18 protein-coding genes and 1 pseudogene are annotated in these 17,292 nt (G+C 51.7%); 12 read left to right on the top strand and 7 right to left on the bottom strand.

Features of this window, described 5'->3' with window-relative positions:
- Positions 1–91 precede the first annotated feature (91 nt).
- The 5 genes from FPL14_RS13105 to FPL14_RS13125 all read left to right on the top strand — a co-directional run bounded on the left by FPL14_RS13105 (position 92) and on the right by FPL14_RS13125 (position 3,321).
- On the top strand, positions 92–979 hold the full coding sequence (locus tag FPL14_RS13105) for an ABC transporter ATP-binding protein (RefSeq protein WP_182303420.1): 888 nt from the start codon (positions 92–94) through the stop codon (positions 977–979).
- Complete coding sequence (locus FPL14_RS13110; RefSeq protein WP_182303421.1) at positions 976–1,785, top strand: ABC transporter permease subunit; 810 nt, start codon at positions 976–978, stop codon at positions 1,783–1,785. The genes FPL14_RS13105 and FPL14_RS13110 overlap by 4 nt, the downstream gene beginning before the upstream one ends.
- Positions 1,786–1,962: 177 nt before the next feature.
- A complete protein-coding gene (locus tag FPL14_RS13115; protein WP_182303422.1) occupies positions 1,963–2,319 on the top strand; it encodes a DUF4234 domain-containing protein in 357 nt (118 codons plus the stop codon).
- Entirely contained in the window at positions 2,300–2,692 is a 393-nt protein-coding gene (locus tag FPL14_RS13120; RefSeq protein ID WP_182303423.1) for a DUF2752 domain-containing protein, read from the top strand. Before FPL14_RS13115 ends, FPL14_RS13120 begins: the two co-directional genes overlap by 20 nt.
- A 182-nt stretch (positions 2,693–2,874) precedes the next feature.
- Positions 2,875–3,321 carry a PepSY-associated TM helix domain-containing protein gene (locus tag FPL14_RS13125; RefSeq protein ID WP_182303424.1) on the top strand — a complete coding sequence of 149 codons (447 nt, stop codon included), beginning with the start codon at positions 2,875–2,877 and terminating at the stop codon, positions 3,319–3,321.
- A 141-nt stretch (positions 3,322–3,462) separates the two neighbouring features.
- Here the strand turns inward: FPL14_RS13125 and FPL14_RS13130 are convergent, their stop codons facing one another.
- Positions 3,463–4,620: an MFS transporter gene (locus tag FPL14_RS13130; RefSeq protein ID WP_182303425.1), complete on the bottom strand. Its 1,158-nt coding sequence runs from the start codon at positions 4,618–4,620 to the stop codon at positions 3,463–3,465.
- 141 nt (positions 4,621–4,761) lie between these two features.
- Here FPL14_RS13130 and FPL14_RS13135 point away from each other — a divergent pair, with 141 nt between their 5' ends.
- Entirely contained in the window at positions 4,762–5,094 is a 333-nt protein-coding gene (locus FPL14_RS13135) for a winged helix-turn-helix transcriptional regulator (protein WP_182303426.1), read from the top strand.
- 350 nt (positions 5,095–5,444) lie between these two features.
- Here FPL14_RS13135 and FPL14_RS30520 read toward each other — a convergent pair whose 3' ends face one another.
- Complete coding sequence (locus FPL14_RS30520; RefSeq protein ID WP_324617910.1) at positions 5,445–5,576, bottom strand: hypothetical protein; 132 nt, start codon at positions 5,574–5,576, stop codon at positions 5,445–5,447.
- 648 nt (positions 5,577–6,224) lie between these two features.
- Here FPL14_RS30520 and FPL14_RS13140 point away from each other — a divergent pair.
- A pseudogene (locus tag FPL14_RS13140) lies at positions 6,225–8,303 on the top strand (ATP-binding response regulator); the annotation flags it as partial.
- Between the two features lie 18 nt (positions 8,304–8,321).
- Here the strand turns inward: FPL14_RS13140 and FPL14_RS13145 are convergent.
- Together FPL14_RS13145 and FPL14_RS13150 are read right to left on the bottom strand one after the other, a co-directional pair.
- Positions 8,322–9,368, bottom strand: a complete 1,047-nt coding sequence (locus FPL14_RS13145) for a hypothetical protein (protein ID WP_182303427.1) — start codon at positions 9,366–9,368, stop codon at positions 8,322–8,324.
- A gap of 81 nt (positions 9,369–9,449) precedes the next feature.
- Positions 9,450–10,400, bottom strand: a complete 951-nt coding sequence (locus FPL14_RS13150; protein ID WP_182303428.1) for a helix-turn-helix transcriptional regulator — start codon at positions 10,398–10,400, stop codon at positions 9,450–9,452.
- A 107-nt stretch (positions 10,401–10,507) separates the two neighbouring features.
- Here FPL14_RS13150 and FPL14_RS13155 point away from each other — a divergent pair, with 107 nt between their 5' ends.
- Together FPL14_RS13155 and FPL14_RS13160 are read left to right on the top strand one after the other, a co-directional pair.
- A complete protein-coding gene (locus FPL14_RS13155; protein ID WP_182303429.1) occupies positions 10,508–11,698 on the top strand; it encodes an MFS transporter in 1,191 nt (396 codons plus the stop codon).
- A 192-nt stretch (positions 11,699–11,890) separates the two neighbouring features.
- Positions 11,891–12,283, top strand: a complete 393-nt coding sequence (locus FPL14_RS13160; RefSeq protein ID WP_182303430.1) for a hypothetical protein — start codon at positions 11,891–11,893, stop codon at positions 12,281–12,283.
- Between the two features lie 5 nt (positions 12,284–12,288).
- Here the strand turns inward: FPL14_RS13160 and FPL14_RS13165 are convergent, their stop codons facing one another.
- The gene (locus FPL14_RS13165; protein WP_182303431.1) at positions 12,289–13,731 is read right to left on the bottom strand and encodes a sigma-70 family RNA polymerase sigma factor; all 1,443 of its coding nucleotides are present in this window, start codon (positions 13,729–13,731) and stop codon (positions 12,289–12,291) included.
- A gap of 245 nt (positions 13,732–13,976) precedes the next feature.
- On the opposite strand from FPL14_RS13165, the gene FPL14_RS13170 reads away from it, so the two are divergent.
- Both FPL14_RS13170 and FPL14_RS13175 read left to right on the top strand, forming a co-directional pair.
- Complete coding sequence (locus FPL14_RS13170) at positions 13,977–14,345, top strand: DUF6864 domain-containing function (protein ID WP_182303432.1); 369 nt, start codon at positions 13,977–13,979, stop codon at positions 14,343–14,345.
- A complete protein-coding gene (locus tag FPL14_RS13175) occupies positions 14,338–14,652 on the top strand; it encodes a hypothetical protein (RefSeq protein ID WP_182303433.1) in 315 nt (104 codons plus the stop codon). The genes FPL14_RS13170 and FPL14_RS13175 overlap by 8 nt, the downstream gene beginning before the upstream one ends.
- A gap of 66 nt (positions 14,653–14,718) precedes the next feature.
- On the opposite strand, the gene FPL14_RS13180 is transcribed toward FPL14_RS13175, so the two are convergent.
- Together FPL14_RS13180 and FPL14_RS13185 are read right to left on the bottom strand one after the other, a co-directional pair.
- A complete protein-coding gene (locus tag FPL14_RS13180) occupies positions 14,719–15,156 on the bottom strand; it encodes an SRPBCC family protein (RefSeq protein WP_182303434.1) in 438 nt (145 codons plus the stop codon).
- 131 nt (positions 15,157–15,287) lie between these two features.
- Positions 15,288–15,893 (bottom strand): TetR/AcrR family transcriptional regulator, encoded by a 606-nt coding sequence (locus FPL14_RS13185; RefSeq protein ID WP_182303435.1) that lies wholly within the window; start codon positions 15,891–15,893, stop codon positions 15,288–15,290.
- A gap of 149 nt (positions 15,894–16,042) precedes the next feature.
- On the opposite strand from FPL14_RS13185, the gene FPL14_RS13190 reads away from it, so the two are divergent.
- Positions 16,043–17,290 carry an MFS transporter gene (locus FPL14_RS13190; RefSeq protein WP_182303436.1) on the top strand — a complete coding sequence of 416 codons (1,248 nt, stop codon included), beginning with the start codon at positions 16,043–16,045 and terminating at the stop codon, positions 17,288–17,290.
- The last annotated feature ends 2 nt before the right edge of the window (positions 17,291–17,292 follow it).

Genomic DNA, 17,292 nt, shown 5'->3' on the forward strand with positions numbered 1-17,292 from the left:
TCGTTGACGAGTGCAACTTCCGAGCATAGTATAACATATATGAAATATAACTCTTAATATATTTCATTTCTTTACGATCGGAGGTAACCGTATGTTGACCGTTGATCACTTAACGAAGACATTTACTAACGGGAAAGGGATTTTCGACGTATCGTTCTCGGTGAATAGAGGCGAGGTTTTCGGTTTTCTGGGTCCGAACGGAGCCGGGAAGTCCACGACAGTCCGTCATATAATGGGCTTCATGAAGCCGGACAAGGGATCCGTTAAGGTGAACGGGCTGGATAGTTGGAAGGACCAAGGCAAGGTGCAAGCTTGCATCGGCTACTTGCCGGGCGAAATTTCTTTTATCGAAGGGATGAGCGGTAAGACGTTCCTGGATTTCATGGCGGATATGAAAGGAGCTTCGGATCCGTCCAAGCGCATCCGCTTGATCGAACGACTACAATTCGACGTCAACACCCCCATCCGGAAAATGTCCAAAGGCATGAAGCAAAAGGTAGCCATCGTAGCCGCGTTCATGCATGACCCCGAAGTGATTATTCTCGATGAACCGACATCCGGCCTAGACCCGCTTATGCAGAAGGTTTTTATCGAGATCGTGCTGGAAGAGAAAGCTCGGGGGAAGACGTTCCTGATGTCGTCGCACAGCTTTCCGGAAATCGAGAGAACGTGCGACCGGGCTGCCATTATCAAGGACGGCGTCCTTATAGCGGTGAAGGATATTCATGAACTGCAATCTATGCAGCGCAAACTGTTCGAAGTCACTTTCGAAGAGTTAACCGCGGTCCAATCTTTCCTGAACTCCGGGCTGCCGATCGAATCGCGCGAAGGGAATCGGGTAAGAGTCGCCGTACAGGGCAATTATGCGAAATTCCTGGAAGAGACGGCCAAACACAAGGTTCGCAACATCGATATTTTCACCCAGAACCTGGAGGACGTATTCATGAATTACTATGATCGGAAGGGGTCAACGCCATGAATCCCGCTTTATATAAGCAAATGATGAAAGTGAATATGAAGGGCTTCCTGAATTACGCTTTCGGGTCCGCGTTCTATATCCTGCTCATGTTCTGGTTATATCCCGGCATCGCGGAAAACTCGCAAGCTATCGACGCGTTGGTCCAATCCATGCCGGAAGGCGTCGGAAGAGCGTTCGGGCTGAATGGCTTCAATAGCGCCGAAGCCTTTATCTCCGGGGAGTATTACGGATTGATTCTGGTACTCATCCTGGCGATCGTATGCGTCCAGTTATCGACCCAGCTTATGGCCAAACTTGTGGATCGCGGGTCTATGGCCTATTTGCTGTCTACCCCGACAACAAGAGGCAAAGTCGCTTTCACGCAAGCGACGGTCCTAGTGACAGGTCTATTCCTGATCATAGCCGTCACGACTTTAGCCGGGATTGTCGGAGACGCCTGGTTTCTGGGATCCGACTATGCATTCGATACGTTGAGATTCTTGTTAATGAACGCATCGGCGTTCTTGCTCTTCTTTGCGGTCGGCGGCATTTCCTTCCTCGTGTCCTCTCTGTCCAACGACGAGAAAAAGGCGATCGGCATATCCGGTTTGATTACGTTCGGATTTTTCAGCCTCGATCTTGTAGGTAAATTCAGCGAGAAGATCGACTGGATGCGAGCTGTATCCCTCTTCTCCTTATATAAGCCCGGTGAGATCGTAAACGGGAACGTCAATCTAGGCATGACCTTCGCCGTTCTCTTCGTCATCGGATTGGTTTCCTTTGCCCTTGCCATAGTCCTGTTTCGAAAGCGCGACCTTCCTTTATAGCTCTTAACCCTACCGCAAAAAGCTAGTGCTATAACCTAAGATATACAAATAAAAATATATCTTGTAACTATAGTCTCGATTTATTATGATAGCTTTGTCGTAATATTCATATATTTGTCGCATTTGGGAATAATCCCCCAAGCGGCGAATAGAAAAATTTATTCAGGACGGTGCGCGATGATTATTCAAAGAAGTGTTGGCTTGGCAATCGTTTTATCGATTATCACATGTGGGATTTACGGGATTTACTGGTTCATTGTGATGACCAATGACGTTGGCAAGCTGAGCGGCGACTCCTCGTTCACGGGAGGCAAGCACTTCCTATTAACCTTAGTAACATGCGGAATTTGGAGTTTCGTCTGGGCTTATCAAGTAGGCAAGCAAATCGCGGAAGCGCAAAGACAACGCGGATTGACTATCACGGACAACTCTACGCTTTATATTATTTTCAACCTGTTCGGTTTGTCTATCGTAACTTACGCTTTGGTACAATCCGATATTAACAAGCTTGGCAATGTCCGCATTCACGCTTAAGAACCGGCCTGCAATATTATGGGGCTCCTTGCTTGGCGTTGGAGGCGCGCTATACTTAACCGTATGGTTGCCTGCGACGGGGATCGGAATTCCTTGCGTGTTTCATGAGCTAACCGGCCTTTATTGTCCGGGGTGCGGAATCACGAGGGCAGCCCTTTCCTTGCTACGATTGGATTTTACTCAAGCTTATCGCTATAACGCTTTGGTTTTTGGTCTAGCTCCTATCTATCTGATGTACGTCATGACCCGGAAAAAGCGGATGCCCCGAACAAGCAACGTTCTTATGGCGGCCATGTTAGTCCTCACCGTTGGATTCGGACTTGCGAGAAACTTGCCTATGTTTGATTGGCTGGCTCCAACCCTTATTCGTTAATTGCAAAGGACATCCTCAAAGGAGGGTGTCCTTTGCTTTATACTGAAGTCTTCTATCGTACTTTCAGAAAACTCTCAGCCCGCTTTAACCTTCTATTCACTTTGATCCTTCATGATAGGGATAACGCTGGCAACGATGACAACAAGCTGTCGTTATCCTGCACTCATCCCGGAGGGTCGTTTATGAAAAAAACGCGTACTTTGCACTTATGGATCGGATTGATCTGCTCGGTCTTCATCTTGCTTCAATCCATCACCGGATTGCTATTATTGAATGAGAGTTGGTTTACCGGCGGTCGCGACGGAGGCGGGCCTCCCGGCTTCGCTCGGATGGAGCAATCGCAATCCTATAACTCGGGCGATGCCGGCGCGGAGTCCATTGGCGAACCTAACGACCCTCAAGGCAGAATGCCTATGGGTCAGGGCGGTGAAGGGAGCAATAGCGGCATAGCCTTCATTAAAAATCTGCACAAGGGTCAAATCGGCGGTACCGACATTACGATACTTCTCGATATAACGGCTATCGGCATGATCGTTCTGACGCTGACCGGCATCGCACTGTCTATCAAAACGCTCAGGGCGCAAAGCAAAAGCCGACAAAAGCGGCGACAGGCGGAAAATGCGGCTTAACGTGTTCCATCAACGAATATCATGGCAAACTTGAAGGGCACCCGATGATCCCAGGTGCCCTTCTACGTGAAAATTAGTGACCGCGATGCTTGTCTTTCGCTTTCCGCAACTTCAATTCCCATCTGCGCGGGCCGAAAAAGCTTAACCGGTTGCCTTGCGGCCCGACGAAAAACTGACGATGGCGGATGCTAGCCCTAGCAGAACGACGACGCAAGCCAACCATGGATTGTACTGTGGGGTGGCAGCGGCATTGATCATCGCTCCGCCCGCTCCGGCCCCTGCCGCCAATCCCAAATGAATAATGGATGTATTTATACTGAGCACGAGATTAGCCGATCGAGGCGCCTGTTGAATAAAGTAAGTTTGGATAGCCGGACCGGCCACGAACATAGAAAAAATCATGAGAGCGATTAACGCTAATCCGACCCCTAGAAATTCAGAGAACAAGGGCAGTAAGGCAAGCGTTGCGGCGTGGACGATGATGCTGAAAGCGATCAAGCGGGAAGCCCCCCATCTATCGACGCCATAACCGCCCAATCGCGCGCCAACCGCGCCGAAAATCCCGAAAACCAGCATAACGACACTAATGTTCGAGGCTTTCATTTGCAGGATGTCCGTTATATAGGGGGTTAAATACGTAAATAAGACCGAGTTGCCCGATTCCCTAAAGAAAGTCAGCAGCAGTCCGCTTACGATAACCGCGCTGCCAAGCACTTTGAACTGTTGTCGGTAAGTGACCGGTTCGTCCCCCTCGATCTCCGGAAGACGGCGCATGACCACAAGCGTAATCAATAGGCTGAGTAGACCTAGTATCATGAATATGGCATGCCAATTTAACCATTTGGTAATCACGATCCCGATCGGTACCCCCAAGATCATCGCGCTGCTGAATCCAAGAACGATCGTTCCGATCGCGCCGCCCAACTTCTCGGCGGGTACGATTTTGGCGGCCGTACCGAACGCTACGACAAGATAGACGCCCGAGCTCACCCCTAGCAGCATTCGCGAAATCATCAAGACCGTGATGTCCGAGCTAACCGAACAAGCTAAGCAACCTAGGATGAAAGCAACCAATGATCCTACCAACACTTTTCTGCGTTCCATGCGAGACGTCAGCGACACGATAATAGGAGTCCCAACCGCAAAAGCAAGTGAGTATGCCGTTACCAATTGCCCCGCCAAGGCGATGGAGACGTTTAAGTCCTCGGCAATCATTCGAAGAATCCCGGATACGACCAACTCGGCGGTCGCCGTCACAAATACCCCTAGGGCAAGAACGTATATAGACAGTCTATTCATGGCATTCCTTCCTTTCATGATCTATGCGAAAGCTCTTGCCTGAATTATAATTACGTTACGATATTTATGTAAGAAGGCAAACGATTTGGATATTATCCAATTGTTTTGACTTTCTAACTAAAAGTAAGTAGGTGAAGACAAATGGAACCTAAGCAGGAAGAAACCCAGGATTTCTCCAACATCTGTTCGGTGTTGCAGATCCTTGGCGCGAAGTGGGCGTTCTTGGTGATCGCCGAGCTATCTAAAGGACCGAAGCGATTTAAACAACTCCATAGAGACTTAGCCATCATTAAAACGCAATCTTTAACGGATGCGCTTCGCCACTTAGAGCAGAACGGGATTGTTCTGCGCAAAGTATTTCCTACCGTGCCGGTGTCGGTCGAATATTCACTAACGGAAAAAGGGATGGATTTTCGGATTGCCCTTAAGGAAATGGATAAATGGGCGGCGCGTTGGGCAAACGCGACCCCGTGAAGATATACAAACCAAGCCGATTCTATGCTTTTACGCGGGGGAATAAAGGGATTACCGCAAACTCTATCGAATTCCACAGGTATGATGAAGCCAATATTAAACAAAATCCCTCTCAAAAATATAGTCGCGATACTATTATTCCTTAGCGTCCTCCAAGGGCTGCGGTTGAGCTGGTCCGAGGTTTTCCCTACCGCGAAGCACCCAGGTCCTGTCGCCGGCGTACTCGACATGCGCGGTTGGGACTTAAACCTGTCTCCTTCCGTCGCGCTAAACGGCGAATGGCAATTTGCTCCCGGAAAATTAGTATCCCAAAGGGATATGCAGTCGGAGGATCGCGCTTTCCGTAATATTCAAGTGCCGGGAGACTGGCGCGACGCGATGACGAACGAATCCGGTTCTTCGTACGGGTTCGGAACGTATCGGCTGCGCATTCTCGTCGATCCTTTGACCGCGCTATCTCTTTCTGGCTTAAAGACATTCAAGCCTCCTCTTCCGTGGAAATCAATGGGCGGGTTTCGGGCCGGCTCGGCAAACCTGCCGCGAACGCCGAAGAGTACGTTCCCCAGAATGTCTCCTACACGGCATCCTATACGGTAGAAGGCGCGACGGAAATTGAAGTGCTTATTCAAGTGGCCAACTACGATAACTATTTTGAAGGCGGGATCGTTCGCTCCATCCATTTCGGCTCACTGGCCGCGATCGACTACGTGCGCTGGTACTCTATCGGATCCCAACTGGTTACGTTCGTTATTTTGCTGTTGCACGGGTTATATGCTTCTATCCTCTATATGTTTAATCCTAAAGAACGGGCATTGCTCACGACGGGTCTGCTAACGCTATCGGTCGGAATCGCGATTCTGATCGGTCACGATAACGTGCTTTTATTGTGGTTGCCGATCAACTATTCATGGGCGATCAAGATCAGACTGATTTCGCTCCTGTGGCAAAATCTTTTTATTCTGCTTCTGTTTAGAAGATTCACTTCGGCACTCCCGTGGAACGCTTGGCTGAAGGCTTATACCGCCGCGCTCGTCGCTTTTTCGGGAATCTTGGCGTTCGCGCCCGCTTCCTGGGCGAACGGAATAATCGACTTGAAAATTTTTATCACCTTCTATTTAATTCCGTTCTCCTGGTTCATCTATATCGTAGGAACGATGATCTTCAAGAAACAAACCGACAAAGACTTCACCTTCTTGCTGCTGACCGCGGCGGGGATCATATCCAACGTGTTATGGAGTATCGTGGAATCCGCTATAGACGTTACTACCGTTTACTATCCGATCGATATAACCGCCGCGATCGTCGGCTTCTCTGCTTATTGGTTTAAGAAATACTTCCGCCATTCCAGGGAAAACTCTCAACTTAACGAACAGTTGAGACAAGCCGACAAGCTGAAGGACCAATTTCTCGCCAATACTTCGCATGAACTAAGAACGCCGTTGCACGGGATTATGAATATCGCCCAGACCGTCGTAACCAAAGAAAGAGCGAAGTTGAACGAGAACAGCCTTAAGGATATGGAGCTATTGATTACGATAAGCCGCCGAATGTCCCATATGCTTGGAGATCTGCTCGACGTGGCGCGCCTCCGGGAGCATCGCATTGCGCTGCAGCAAGAGCCTTTGCTTATCCAATCGATCGTCCCGGGTGTTATCGGCATGCTTAAGTTCATGATCGAGGGCAAGCCTATTCGGCTAAATATGGATATCAAGGAATCGATGCCGCCGGTCATGGCCGACGAGAAAAGGCTCGTGCAAATTTTGTATAACTTATTGCATAATGCCCTCAAATTCACGGAAGAAGGGACGATTACCGTGTCCGCCGACACTCGGAACGGACAAGCCCTCATTCGCGTTTCCGACACCGGGGTCGGCATGAACGAAGAGACGCTGGCGCGCGTATTTCTCCCTTACGAGCAAGGCTCATACGGAATGAGCGATGGAAGAGGAGTCGGGCTCGGGCTCAGCATTTGCAAACAGTTAGTAGAATTGCACGGCGGCGAGTTGACCGCTCGCTCCGATCCCGGTAAAGGCTCGGTATTCCGCTTTAACTTGCCGTTAGCAGACTCGTCGGTCGTTCCCTTACCGCAACGCCCGCTTCATCATGGCCAACCGACGGTAAGCATGGAAGCCGGGACTGCCGGGTTGATTTTCCCGGATACGGCAATCAGCCAAATCGCAGTCTCCGAGCTTGCCCCGCCGCTATTAAATGCCGGGAAAGCGAATATTCTCGCCGTCGATGACGACCCCGTCAACTTGAACGTGCTTGTCGGAATTCTGTCGACTGAGCAATATAACATTACGACTGCCCAATCGGGCCGAGAGGCGCTGGAACTGCTAAGCACCGGGCAATGGGATTTGCTCATCGCCGATGTCATGATGCCGCATATGTCCGGCTACGAGTTAACGCAGAGAGTACGGGAGCATTACTCCGTCTCCGAACTTCCGGTGTTGCTGCTGACCGCGCGCAGTCAACCCGCCGACATCTACACCGGATTCATGTCCGGAGCGAGCGATTACGTGACCAAGCCCGTAGACGCTCTGGAGCTGCAGTACCGAATTCGCGCTTTAACGACGCTGAAGCAATCCATTAATGAGCGTTTGCGCATGGAAGCCGCCTATTTGCAGGCGCAAATCCATCCTCATTTTCTATTCAACACGCTGACTTCCATCATGGCGCTTAGCGACATAGACACGGATAAAATGCGCAAGCTGGGAGATGCCTTTGCGTCCTATTTACGGATTAGCTTCGACTTTCTCAATTCGGGGCAACTGGTCGAGCTTTCCCATGAACTACAGCTTGTCGAAGCCTATTTGTATATTGAGCAGGAACGGTTCGAAGACAGGTTGTCCGTCGTATGGGAAGTTGAGCCGGACATCGAGTTGCTTCTTCCTCCGCTTTCGATACAGCCGCTGATCGAAAATGCGGTTAAGCACGGTCTTCTCAGCCGGAACAAGGGCGGAACGGTGTATATTCGAATTATGCGCCAAGGCGGCTCTACGCTTATCGAAGTAGAAGACAACGGAAAGGGCATGGAACAAGAGAAGGTTAATCAACTGTTGCATCCGACAGTGACGGGGAGACGCGGAATCGGGCTTTCCAATACGAACCGCCGATTAACTCAGTTGTATGGTCAAGGCTTGTCTATTCGCAGCAAGCCCAATGAAGGAACAACCGTTTCATTTGCTATTCCGGATAACGCTACTTAACAAAGGGTGGGACGAAGCTCACCGTTGCACGGAGCGCGTTCGATGCCCCGGTTGCCCGCATTCCGAGAGCATGCGCCCAATCAACTCGTACTCCTCCGCTTGCAATTTCCGAAGACGCTCCTGAACGTCTTCCGCATAACGGGCTTCCATACTCATTAAATACTTAAACATCTGATTACGCATCGTGAACGCCGCTTTCTCGATCCGTTCGTATTCGGAACGAATATCGGCGTCAAAGCGAAAGAAATTATGCTCTTCCATGTAATTCATGCGCCGATTCATCATCTTTTTGTGTTCCCAGAGCAGGTAGAACGGCCGGTGGTCGACAATCGCCTCGCGGCGCATGAACATGTTTAGCTTCTCCCTCAGCACGTCCATGATGCCGATCCCCCAGATCCACTCTTCCGTACCCGCTCCCTCCAATGCGATCCATCGGTCGGCGGTATTGCGCGAATTCGCGTAATCCGCCAACTGCTCGGCAAACCACGTCATGGAAAATTCGTTGCGGATGCCCTCGTTAATTCGGAACAAATGGATATAATCCGTATAGGAAAGCGGCTCGCTATTGCAATTGTTGTAAGCGTCCTTGAGCGCGGCATACGGAATTTCGACCGTTCCGTAGCTCTGGTTGTGGAAATAACCCGCGGCGTTGAGCGTTTCCGCCCCGTCGTCGTACCCGTACAGCATAATGCTATGCGGGTTCGAGATATTGCGGTAGGCCCGCGTGCCCGGAATGTCGTATTCGTCCACGAACGTCCAGACGTAATAGCCCTGATCGATCTGGAACCGGACGAAATCAATGAAATCGGGCGCGAACCGCGTTACCGTTGCCCGATCCATCCTAACGGTAGGGCTGATGGACGGAATACGGTTTACTTCGATGCTCGGAGAATAGTATTGAACGAATACCTTGGGTCCTTCGTCGACCAGGAAAATCTGAACGTAATTATTGTATACCCAGCGGGTAGCCTCAGGAGATGTTTGAAGAACGGATAACACGAATGCGTTGTTCGGAAGCGAGTCAAGCTCCGGTACGACCAGTGGTAGCTTGCATGCCGAATTCACGAATACCCCTCCAATTCATAATGGATTATTATAAAATTTTCCTTATTTGCATTATTCGTCTTTCTTTCGCGTAATCCTCCTTCAGGGCTCCCGGTAGCGAACCAACATCTTGGAGAGCCTCCTCCGTATTGAATCCTTTAACTCCGCTGGCTCCTCCAGCTCGGCTTCGTTTCCTAATCCGATGAAGAACTCCGTATAAAAAGGAATGTCCCCGCGGGACACGTCGTTATCGATCGCGCCGCTTCCGTCTTCGCGCACGTGCAGCATCGGAGCAAGCCATAACTCGGATTCGCAGCGCTGAACGCCGGCCCGGCTTAGCAGCGCGCGAAGGCGGACAGGCTCCCTCGGTCCGGCAACCTCCCTCCGGCTAAGGCGAATGTCGCCTAGATCAAGCGGCTCCATGCCGGAAGCATCGTATGCAGCCTCGCGGATGCGGTCGCAGCGAAACACGCGAAAGCCCTCGCGCAGGAAGCAGTAAGCGGTGCAATACCAGAAACCGTTGTTCGCGTAAATGCAGACCGGCTGAATTCGGCGGTTGCTCGCCCCCTCCTCCTTAGACTCATACTCGACGGCGAGCACCTTCTGATGCACGGCCGCATCGAGCAGAATAGCCAAGCAGGGCGCTTCGCCCCGCCTTGTCGGCGTAATGAAGTCTACGCGGTTTTTCATTCCGTCGATTCGGTCCCGGACGTCTCCGGGCATATGAAGGTAGAACTTGCTCAGCGCCGATGCGGATTCAGCTGCGAACGGCAGCGAGGAGTAATGGCGCAGGGCGTGCACCGCAAAGAACATCGCCGCGGCTTCTTCCTCCGTGAATGCGATCGGAGGCAGAACCCTCTCCCTAACCACCTGATAACCGCCATGCGGCCCTACTTCCGAATACAGCGGCACCCCCAGCTCGCTCAGCTCCTGCAAATCCCTAAGAATCGTGCGCTTGGAGACGCCGAATTCGTCGGCAAGCTCCTGAACCTTGAACCGCCGCTTCCGGTTGACGGTCATCATCAGCTCCATCAAGCGTTTGGACTTGGGCATCCCGATCCCTCTTTTCAACAATCTATAAGTTCATGACAAGTTTTGTCACCATTATGCCTTAAGATAAGCGCAGCAAGCAATACTATACCTTTAGGAGTGATTTGCCAGTGCGTAAATATACCTCGCTGTTCTTCCTCATTATGTTCATGATCGGAACCGATACGTTCCTTATCTCGCCCTTGCTCCCGACGCTGCAAACGGAATTCGGCGTCTCGACGGACAACGCCGGATGGATGCTTGGCGCCTATACGCTCGGCTCGGCCGTCTTCGCCTTGATCGCCGGACCTCTATCCGACGGATGGAATCGAAGGATCGTCTTGCTCGGCGGCCTGCTCGGGTTCTCGGTCTCGACGATACTATGCGGCTTCGCGGACGGATTCTGGACGATGTGTTTGTTTCGTTTCCTTGCCGGCGTCAGCGCGGCGTTCACGGCTCCTCAAGTATGGGCGTCCATTCCCGCCGTCATGCCTGCATCGAGAAATTCGAAGACGATGGGCATCGCCTTCGCGGGACTCGCCGCTTCCCAAGCGCTTGGCGTGCCGATCGGAAGCTGGCTCGCCGCGGCCCATTGGTCCGTTCCGTTCTGGACGATCGGCGGCGCTTCGTTACTACTCGCCGCAATCGCCTTTTGCTTGCTGCCGGACATGAAACCTAGCTTGCGCAAGACCGAGCGGACATCGATCTTTCGCCGTTATGTTCCGCTGATCGCGAGCAGTAAAGCAAGGAGCGGCTTCCTCGCCTACTTGCTCCTTCACTTAGGGAGCGGTACCGCATTCGCCTTCGTGGGCAAGTGGATGGCCGACGGCTTCGGGCTTCCCATCGGCCGGATCGGCATCGTGATGATGTTCCTCGGATTCGGCACTCTGCTGGGAAGCATGGTCAGCTCTTATGCGACTCGCAAAGTCGGCCCTGCGATCGCGGTCGCGGCGGGAATGACGTTGCTCGTCATCTTGTACCCGGTTATGCCTTTCCTGACCTACCTCCCTATCGTGACAATAGTTTATTTGATCATTTTCACGACGCTAGGAGTAATCTTCCCGGTTGTTATGGAGGCGCTCACGTCGCTCAACTCCTCCATCCGGGGAACGATCTCCAGTCTGGCCAACTCTACGATGAACGGCGCGAACACGCTCGGCGCATGGGCGGCCGGCCTGCTCTATGTCCAGTTCGGCGGTTATTCGTCGATCGGCATCTTCGCGGCGGCCAGCTTGGCGCTCTCGCTGGGGACGTTCCTGCTCGGCGGCGTATTAGGGAGGAATGAGGAACGAGCAGGGCAGGAATCGGCATCCGCTTCCTGACTCGACGTAACAAGCTCCTCGCGGTGACCGCGAGGAGCTTGTTTGTCGTCGTATTCATACGGTTAATCTAACGTCCATTAGCTTTGCGACAACTCATTCCCTATTAGATTTTCCGAAATAACAGATATGTAAAAATGCAGTTATTAGCTATACTGTTATGGGAATAGATTAGGTTTGAAGGGAGAGTCGCGAATGCGCACTAAAATATTATTGACGTCGAGCGCCATATTTATGGCCGTTCTCGGGATGTTATCTACCTTTATGCCCCAAGAAATATTGGAGTATTACGGGTCTTACCGCGAAGGCGAGAAGTTCGTGGTTCCGGCAGTTCAGATCGCCGGGGCTCTCTATTTGGGTTTCGCGATTCTCAACTGGACGGCTCGTGCAAGTCTTATCGGGGGGATCTATAACCGTCCGATCGCGCTTGGAAACTTCCTTCATTTTGCTATGATCGCACTCGTGCTATTGAAAGAACTAAAGAGTAACCATGGCGTCGAGATCGTTGCGGGAGCGCTCATTTACTCTGCATTTGCCGTTTGGTTCGGGCTGGTTCTGTTTGCCCGCGCGAGACAGACCGGAAAGTGACGGCGTTATTTATTTCCTTCCTTGTCTCTCGCCTGTCCCCGATGTACCGCGTCGCATACGGCCAACGAATTGCCGTCGGGGTCGAAAAATCCGCTTTGTCCGTTCATCGGTATTTTACGGTTGCGCAATCCCGTTAGAAACGTATCCACATCCGCGGAGTAAAAGTCGATTACGCTATGGGTTACGTTAGTGTATGTGTTCTTGAACGTTAACCTTTGTTCGTCCTTCGTCTCCACCAAATAAAAATTCGGTACGCCAAGCCGCTCTCCTCCGTCCAAATAAAGCATGGCCGCCTCCCATTCCCCCACCGGCTCGCCGAGTACCTTCATGCCGAAGACGGCCGTATACCACTCAACCGCTTGTTTCAAGCGGTTCACCGGAATTTCGACGCCTGCAACTCTCCATACGAACGAGTGAGCATCGGGAATTTCTTGATTTCCTAAGCCGCCTTGACCGGTCAGCTCGATATTGCAAACCCCGAACGAATTACCGTCGCAATCCCGGAACCCGAAACCCGGACGATGGGGTTCTCTCTCCCAATCCATCTCGTTTACGTCAACCCCGCGTTCCCTTAGGAAATCATAGTATCCCCTGAGATCGTGAGTGTATAGATCGATGACGCTTTGAACGTAGCCATGCCGCGTGTTCTTGAACGTTAACCGTTGGGTATCCTCCGTTTTAACCAGATAGATCGAGGGTACGCCGATAGCGCCTGATCCGCCCTGGAAGTGCAACATCGCCGTTGTCCCTTCGCCGCTCCAATCCCCTTGCGGCTTCGCTCCCAGCATTTTGCCGTACCATTCGACCGCTCTGCACAAATCGGATACGGGAATCTCGATCGTTGCAATGCGCGGCACGATCGACCGCAACACCTCTCGTTCGACATCCTGTCCGAAGCCGATCTGCTTGCCGATATCCTCCATGAGGACGAACAACTCCTTTTTGAGCAATTCTCTTGACCTTCTAATTCGGCTTTCTGCCGCATCGACGGAAATCTCCAACATCTCGGCCGTTTCTTTAATCGTAAATCCCCCAAAATAAAATAGCGTAGCCGCCAGGCGTTGCGGTTCATTCAGAGAGTTTAGAGCATCCAGCACCTGCCTTCTCACGTCGCTCCGCATCACCGTTTCCTCGACTGACTGATCGTGCGGAAGATCGGAAGTTTCTTCGAGCGAAGTATGTCTCCCCGCCGTTCTCCGCGCATTTAGACTTAAGCGTCTTGCAATCGAATATAGCCAGCTCCCGAGTTTCTCCGGCTTTTGTAACGTATGCAGGTTCATGTAGGCTTTAAGAAACGTTTCCTGGGCGATATCCTGCGCTTGGTGATAGTCCCGGACGACTTCGTAGGCGACGGCATGCAAGACGTTCGCATACTTGCGGACGATGGCGCCGAAAGCTTCCCAATCCCCGGCCAGCGCCGCTCGTACCCATTCCTTCTCAGTGCTCACCTATTTTCCTCCTTTCCATAAGCAGACACGCTGCGCGGTTCATTTCCGTCGGCCTCGCGCAAATAATTTGCATACGAAAAAACTTCGACGCAAAGGGTCGAAGTCCTTATCTAATCCTTAAATTTCGCCGGCTCGGCGGATAATCGGATTGCCTATCCGGTTAAATCTGTCATGTCCCGATTGCCGCGTTCGTAAAATAAACGGATGACGCTCGTACGATGACCATTTGCCCTGGGGGGATGAACATGAAAATTACGTCCGGAGGGTTCGAAGCCGTCTACCACGGCAGGGTTTTCGCATATGGAATGAACCCGATTGAAATTACGCTGTCCGAAGAGAACGATCCTTTAACGTTCGTGTTTTGCATCGAGCAGGAAGCGGAGCGCGACGACTTCATGACGGATATTCGGCTTGTTCGATACAACGAGGTCCGGATCGCGTGCATCAACTTTCCCAGGGGCAAGCCTATCGGCAACGAGGACATGATCCACCTCGGCGTGCTGAACAATCGCAAGCTGTCTCTCCGTTATGAAGTGACCATCAGCTTCGATTTGGCGGCATGGGTGCTAACCTTTACTTTCTATGCGGGGGAAGGGGTTGCCGACCATGAATAAAATCGAGATCCAAGATCCCAAAGTCGCCAGCAAGATCATCGCCGCCAACGCGGAGAGCGAGAAGCGCAAAGCCGAGCTCGGCTTCCTTGGCAAATTCTTCGGCTCGGGGGACAACGTCCGTCTGTACATCGTGGGCACGATCGCGCTCGGCGTTCTCTTTATCGCATTGGCCTATACCTTAACGCCCGATAAGTACCGTTCGGCCGATTTCGGGTTAAAGGAGCTATGGACGCTCGTGGTGCTTCCGGTCGAATCGACGATTATCGGCTACTTGATCGGGTCGCGGTCCAAGGATACGGACGGCTGAAGGGGCAAGGGGCAAGAGGAAGTCAACAACAAAGGCCGCCGACTCGTTATCGGCAACCTTGTCGCGTTATTCCACTTCCTTCAGCAGCTGGCCCAGCCGGTCGAAGTTCTGTTCATTCCCCTCGACGCAATACGCCTTGGCTTCTTCGAATTCCTCCGCGATCTTAAATCGCTGGCGGAAGACCACCTTCGTGCGGCCTCCAAGGTCCTCGAAGGCTGCCGTTACCCGAAATTCGTGACCGGATAAATGATCGAACACGATCCGCTCGTTAGGTACAATCTCGACAAAGACGCTGTAATTGGGGTAATCCACGCCGTTCGGCCCGTGCATGGTGAACCGCCAAGAACCTCCCGGTCTCATATCGAATTCGTGAAACGTATTCGTGAAGGCCTTCGGTCCCCACCACCGGGCTAACCATTCCGGGTTTGTCCAAGCCCGAAACACGAGCTCCCGCGGGAAATCGAACTCGCGCGACGAAATAATTTCATTTTCCCCTATTACCATGATCCTACCTCCCTTTAATGCCTGGTACGTTCTTAATGTCGTCTACTTCGCTGCGCTAGTCCGTACCGGTAGCCTCATTGTAGAACCTGACGTTACGTAAGGTGCAAGAGAAATATTCGCAATTTTACTCATTAAAGCTCCTTGTCGCGTAGGCACATCCCTTTCAAGTACGAAGACAGGCTTTCGATATTCATACGGACATGCCGGTTGTCGCCCTCTAGCTTGCTGAGCATAATGCCGCCTTCCATGACGGATAAAGTGAAGGTCGCTAATGCATCGATGTCAAGGTTCGCCTTGAACTCGCCGGATTGAACGCCTTCCGAGATAATCCTTTTCATCGTGTCCAACGTGTTGTCCATCCCCTGGCGGGCTTTCCCGCGCAGAACGGGATGGCCGTCGTCGCTCTCGGTAGCGAGGTTAAGCAAGGGGCACCCGCCTACAAAAGGAGGATCTTCGACTACGTTCCCATACACCTTCAGGTAGACGAGCAGCTTGCCCATCGCGGTCGACTCCCGATCGAGCGCCTCTTTGATTTTGCCACCCACGATACTGCCCGCATATTGGTAAGCCTCGATGGCGATTTCGTCCTTGCTGGCGAAATAGCGGTAAATACCGCCTTTTTTAATGCCCGTTAACTCCGTAATGTCCGACAAGGACGAGCCTGCATAGCCTTTTTGGTTAAACAGCTCGGCGGACTTCGCGATTATATTTTTGCGGGTGTTTTCTCCCTTTTGCATGTCGATTCCCCCTTGCGAGCGCGTGGAATGATTCCTTTCATTATACCAAACGAAATTTTGCTTTCGATAAGGGATTTCATGTGCTATATTAAAAATACCGATCGGTATCTTTTTTTGCAAACTGTTTTTCGGGAGGACGAATAAAGGAGATGACATGGTTTAAGGAACCGAAGCACGCGTGGATTGGATTGGGTTCTCTGTGGATCGTTGGATTTATAGGCGCGTTAATGCGGTTTATTATGGCTTTTTTTCAAGCTCAAATTTCGGAGGATTTAGGAATCAGCAGGGGCTTTATCTCGATGGCTTGGTCTACGAACCTGCTGATCGCCGCCTTATGCGCGCCGCTGGGAGGATGGCTCGCGGATCGATACGGCCCTAAGAAAATCTTGCTGGCCAGCATGGCCATGGGGACTGTCGGTACGGGTATCGTCGTGTTCGGAGGGCATCAAGACATCGTCTTTTTCGTCGGATACGGGATTATATCCGGCTTCGCCGGCATTGGAACAACTACGACCTACATGTTGATCTTTGAATGGTTTAAGCATCACCGGGCCAAAGCGACCGGACTGCTCGCGAGCGCGTCCTCCTTGGGGCTGGCGATAAGCACGCCGATCTTCGTCTCCGCAAGCTCGCTGACTTGGAAAGACGCTTTCCTCGCTTCCTTCGTTCTTAGCATCATCGTGGCGTTCCCTGTTCTTTTCTTTGGCATCAAAGCAACTAAGCAGCGAAGCAATCAAGCAACGGAAATTCCGAAGGAAGAGCAAGAAGAGCGGCCGATAGCGCAAGCCCCGCTCCGCCGGAAAGCCGTCCATCTGCCGATCTTCATCGTAGTCGCAATCGCTTTGTTCACCTGCGGCTTTAATATGGGGACGGTGGAAATGAATTTGGTCGCGATTCACCAGTTGGCGAACGTCTCGCCTCGTATGATAGCGATATCCATGAGCGTACTTGGCATTATGGAAATTACCGGGTCGCTTATTATCGGTTATGGGTTGGACAGAATCAACAAGCTGGTCGTGATGACACTCTTGTACGGCATTCGGATTATCGGGTTCTGCCTGCTATTCCTGCATCTCGGGCCGTCTCCTATCGTCTTCGCCGTAGCATTCGGCATTACTTACTTAAGCGCGATACCGGGCGGGTTGCTGGTCGTCAACGACTATATGAAAGGAAAAGGCAAACAAACGGGCTGGCTGTTGCTGTTCCATCAAGGAGGAGGCATACTTGGAACGCTGTTCGGCGGCATCTCCTACGACTATTTTCAAGATTATCAAGTGTTGATCGGCGCCGACGTTCTGATATGTACGCTCGCGGCGCTCGGATATTTCTTCTTATACGCAACCCGCAAACGAGCTTTACGACCGGGTTTAACGCGCGGTCTGAATGTGTCCCAATAGAA

The organism is Cohnella cholangitidis (assembly GCF_014107495.1).
In the GTDB taxonomy this organism is placed as follows: Bacteria; Bacillota; Bacilli; order Paenibacillales; family Paenibacillaceae; genus Cohnella; species Cohnella cholangitidis.

What these genes read in the sequence shown, in the direction of transcription:
- FPL14_RS13170 (WP_182303432.1), top strand. Translation starts at nt 13,977, where the DNA reads ATGAAAATTACGTCCGGAGGGTTCGAAGCCGTCTACCACGGCAGGGTT.
- FPL14_RS13110 (WP_182303421.1), top strand. Translation starts at nt 976, where the DNA reads ATGAATCCCGCTTTATATAAGCAAATGATGAAAGTGAATATGAAGGGC.
- FPL14_RS13190 (WP_182303436.1), top strand. Translation starts at nt 16,043, where the DNA reads ATGACATGGTTTAAGGAACCGAAGCACGCGTGGATTGGATTGGGTTCT.
- FPL14_RS13160 (WP_182303430.1), top strand. Translation starts at nt 11,891, where the DNA reads ATGCGCACTAAAATATTATTGACGTCGAGCGCCATATTTATGGCCGTT.
- FPL14_RS13105 (WP_182303420.1), top strand. Translation starts at nt 92, where the DNA reads ATGTTGACCGTTGATCACTTAACGAAGACATTTACTAACGGGAAAGGG.
- FPL14_RS13185 (WP_182303435.1), bottom strand. Translation starts at nt 15,893, where the DNA reads ATGCAAAAGGGAGAAAACACCCGCAAAAATATAATCGCGAAGTCCGCC.
- FPL14_RS13115 (WP_182303422.1), top strand. Translation starts at nt 1,963, where the DNA reads ATGATTATTCAAAGAAGTGTTGGCTTGGCAATCGTTTTATCGATTATC.
- FPL14_RS13135 (WP_182303426.1), top strand. Translation starts at nt 4,762, where the DNA reads ATGGAACCTAAGCAGGAAGAAACCCAGGATTTCTCCAACATCTGTTCG.
- FPL14_RS13180 (WP_182303434.1), bottom strand. Translation starts at nt 15,156, where the DNA reads ATGGTAATAGGGGAAAATGAAATTATTTCGTCGCGCGAGTTCGATTTC.
- FPL14_RS13150 (WP_182303428.1), bottom strand. Translation starts at nt 10,400, where the DNA reads ATGCCCAAGTCCAAACGCTTGATGGAGCTGATGATGACCGTCAACCGG.
- FPL14_RS13125 (WP_182303424.1), top strand. Translation starts at nt 2,875, where the DNA reads ATGAAAAAAACGCGTACTTTGCACTTATGGATCGGATTGATCTGCTCG.
- FPL14_RS13175 (WP_182303433.1), top strand. Translation starts at nt 14,338, where the DNA reads ATGAATAAAATCGAGATCCAAGATCCCAAAGTCGCCAGCAAGATCATC.
- FPL14_RS13130 (WP_182303425.1), bottom strand. Translation starts at nt 4,620, where the DNA reads ATGAATAGACTGTCTATATACGTTCTTGCCCTAGGGGTATTTGTGACG.
- FPL14_RS13120 (WP_182303423.1), top strand. Translation starts at nt 2,300, where the DNA reads ATGTCCGCATTCACGCTTAAGAACCGGCCTGCAATATTATGGGGCTCC.